Raw genomic sequence first — 2,636 nt, forward strand, 5'->3', positions numbered from 1 at the left:
CGCTGCCGGTGACCTCGGGAAGGGCCAGCAGGTTGAGCAGCAACCCGGCGTCACCGAAGGGGACGTCGGCCAGGCTCCGGCCCGCCTGCGCGGCGGCGGCGAGGCCGGGCAGCAGCCCACGCGCCGCATCGACCAGGGACTCGTCACCGAGCAGTTCCCCGCCGCGCGCGAGCGCGAACAGGGCCGCGCCGGGGCCGGTGAACCCGCCGAGCGCGATGGCGCCGCCCCACATCCTCGTGTCACGGGCCAGGACCTGCAGCGCTTCGCCACCCGCCGCGATGTCCTCGAGCGCCTGGTGGGCGGCGACCCAGTACCGCGGCTCACCGGTCAGCACGAACAACTCGGCCAGGAACAGCGCCACGCCGCCGGCTCCGCTGAGCAGATCCGGCGGAAGAATCTGAATCTGGTGGAGGTCGGGTACCGGGTACCAGGCGAGGCCGAGCCAGCCGGCCGGGTCGTCGGAGCCGCGATACCGGGCCGCCAGCAGGTCGTCGGCGATCCCGCAGGCGATGTCCAGGAGCTGGGTGCCGTCCATCGGCCCGGACCTGCGGCTCGGTACCGCCAACCGGCGCGGCGCCACCCCTGGCGGGCCGGCCTCGACACCGGCGGCGCGGTCGTCATCCGCACTGTCCGTGACGGCCAACGCCGTCTCGGTGCCGTAGCGGGCCGCCTCCATGCAGGCGGTGAGCACCGCGAGATGCCCGTCGAGGTCGAAGGTGTCGACCGTGGTCACCCGATCGTGCAGCCGCTGCCAGGCCGTGCCCTCGAAGTGCCCGGGAATCTCCCGTCCCGCCGGGGTGAAGGCGGACGTCGACGCCGTCCGTGACTCGAACAGGGGAACGTCGAGTTCCCGGAAGGCGGCGAGTTCCTCCTCGGCGACCTCGGGCACGTCCGTGCGCTCGGTGTTCTCGTGCAGCATCCGGAAGGCGTTACGCAGGACGCCGCCCAGCACCGCCTCGCGGGCGGCGCCGTCGACGAGCGCGAGCGGGCCCAGCGAGGCACGCAGCAGGGTCTGGCAGTCGAAGGTGTTACGCCAGATGTAGCGGACCCGGGCGCCGTGGAACAGCCCGAGCGGACCGTCCGGGGCGAGCAGACCGTCACGGTTGGCCACCAGCGCGGCCTGCATGTCCCGATACCCGGCGATCACGTCGTCGAAGTGTTCCCACGGATCCGCCGTGACATCACCATGCCACGGGCGGTAGCTGGGCAGCGGCAGGTTGCTACCGCCGAGGCTCGCGCCCGGTGCGTCGCCCGCGTGGGACAGACAGCCGAGGTCAAGGGACCGCCCGTCCGGCCCGGACACCCACGGCTGCACCGCCATGGACGTGCGCACGATGCTGGACTCCAGCGCCTCGGCCAGCGTCCGCTGGCGGGCGTCCATGCTCGGCGGCGGGGCGGTACGCGGGTAGAGAACGCACTCGACGTCCACGAGCACCGGCTGGTCGCCCGCGGCGATGAGATTGTCCGCGAACAGGTCGCGACCCTCCAGCAGTTGCATGAGCCGCATCAGCATGCCCAGCCGGCGGTAGTACCGGCTGAAGGCGTCGGGGCTGTCGCAGGGGCCGGCTGCGATGATCTCCTCCCAGCCGTGCTGGCCCCGCAGCAGGACGGTGTGGGTCGCCAGACCCAGCGGCAGCCCGGCGGCGTTGAGATAGGCGATCAGATCGGTGAGCGCCAGAGCTGTGGTGAGGTCCTTGGGCTTGTACACGACCGCGTGGCCGGCGGCGAAGTAGAGCAGCGCGACCGACCTGCCGCCCGCATGCCGGTCGCCGGCACCGCCGGTGAAACGGTCCAACGGGCCGGGATCGGCCCAGCCCCAGAGGTTACGTCGCAGGGTGGGCAGATCCGCCCGCAGCCGCTCGAACATCTCCACGGTGACATCGCGCCACTGCTGGCAGGTCAGCCCGACCACGTAGGCGAGGCCGGGCAGCGCCTCCAGCCGGCCCAGCCATCCCTGGCGACTGACGTCGAGGTCGTCACGGTCGGCCCAGTCGAGCGATCCGGACGTCGCGGCGGCCACCTGCAGCTCGAACCGCAGCGCCGCGTCGCAGACCTCCACCAGACGGGTGGCCAGGCTCCGGGTGACGGCCTGCCAACCCCGCTCGGTGACGGCGACGCCCGCCACGACCCCGTCCTCGCACGGTAGCAGTCGTTCGGCGGCCCGCTGGAACGCCACCAGCGGTGCGGCCTTCAACCCGGTGGCGTCGTCCTGCGCGGCGGTGGCCGGCTGGGCGTGCAGGAACTCCACGAGTGCCCACGCCCAGGTGGGGAGCTGGTCGGGGGTTCGCAGCGCGACGGTGCGCAGACCGGCGCCAAGCCCCCGACCGGTTGCCGCCCGGTGTTCAAGCAGTGCCCGGGTGGCCGCGTCGTCGCCGCCGGCCACGCGCAGCCAGCGGTTCACCCGGTCCGAAAGCCGGCCGCGGCCGACACCCGGCACACCGACGAACATCGTGGTGTCGGAACGCTCGTGGAACGGCGCGGCGGCACAGATGATCTCACGCAGCCGTGCGTCACCGCCCGGCAACCCCAGCAGCGTGTCCCCGGAGCCGGGGAGACCCGCCCGCGGCGCGACGCCGGGGACCGGCATCGCGGCTGGACCACCCAGGGTTGGACCACCCAAGGTTGGACCACCCAGG

1 protein-coding gene is annotated in these 2,636 nt (G+C 73.1%); it reads right to left on the reverse strand.

The window, feature by feature from the left end:
* On the reverse strand, window positions 1–2,587 hold a 2,587-nt coding region (locus U9980_RS09425; RefSeq protein ID WP_322767580.1), incomplete at its 3' end, for a DUF4135 domain-containing protein.
* Window positions 2,588–2,636: the final 49 nt, after the last annotated feature.

The sequence above is a fragment of the Protofrankia sp. Cr1 genome, from assembly GCF_963555865.1.
Lineage (GTDB): Bacteria > Actinomycetota > Actinomycetes > Frankiales > Frankiaceae > Protofrankia.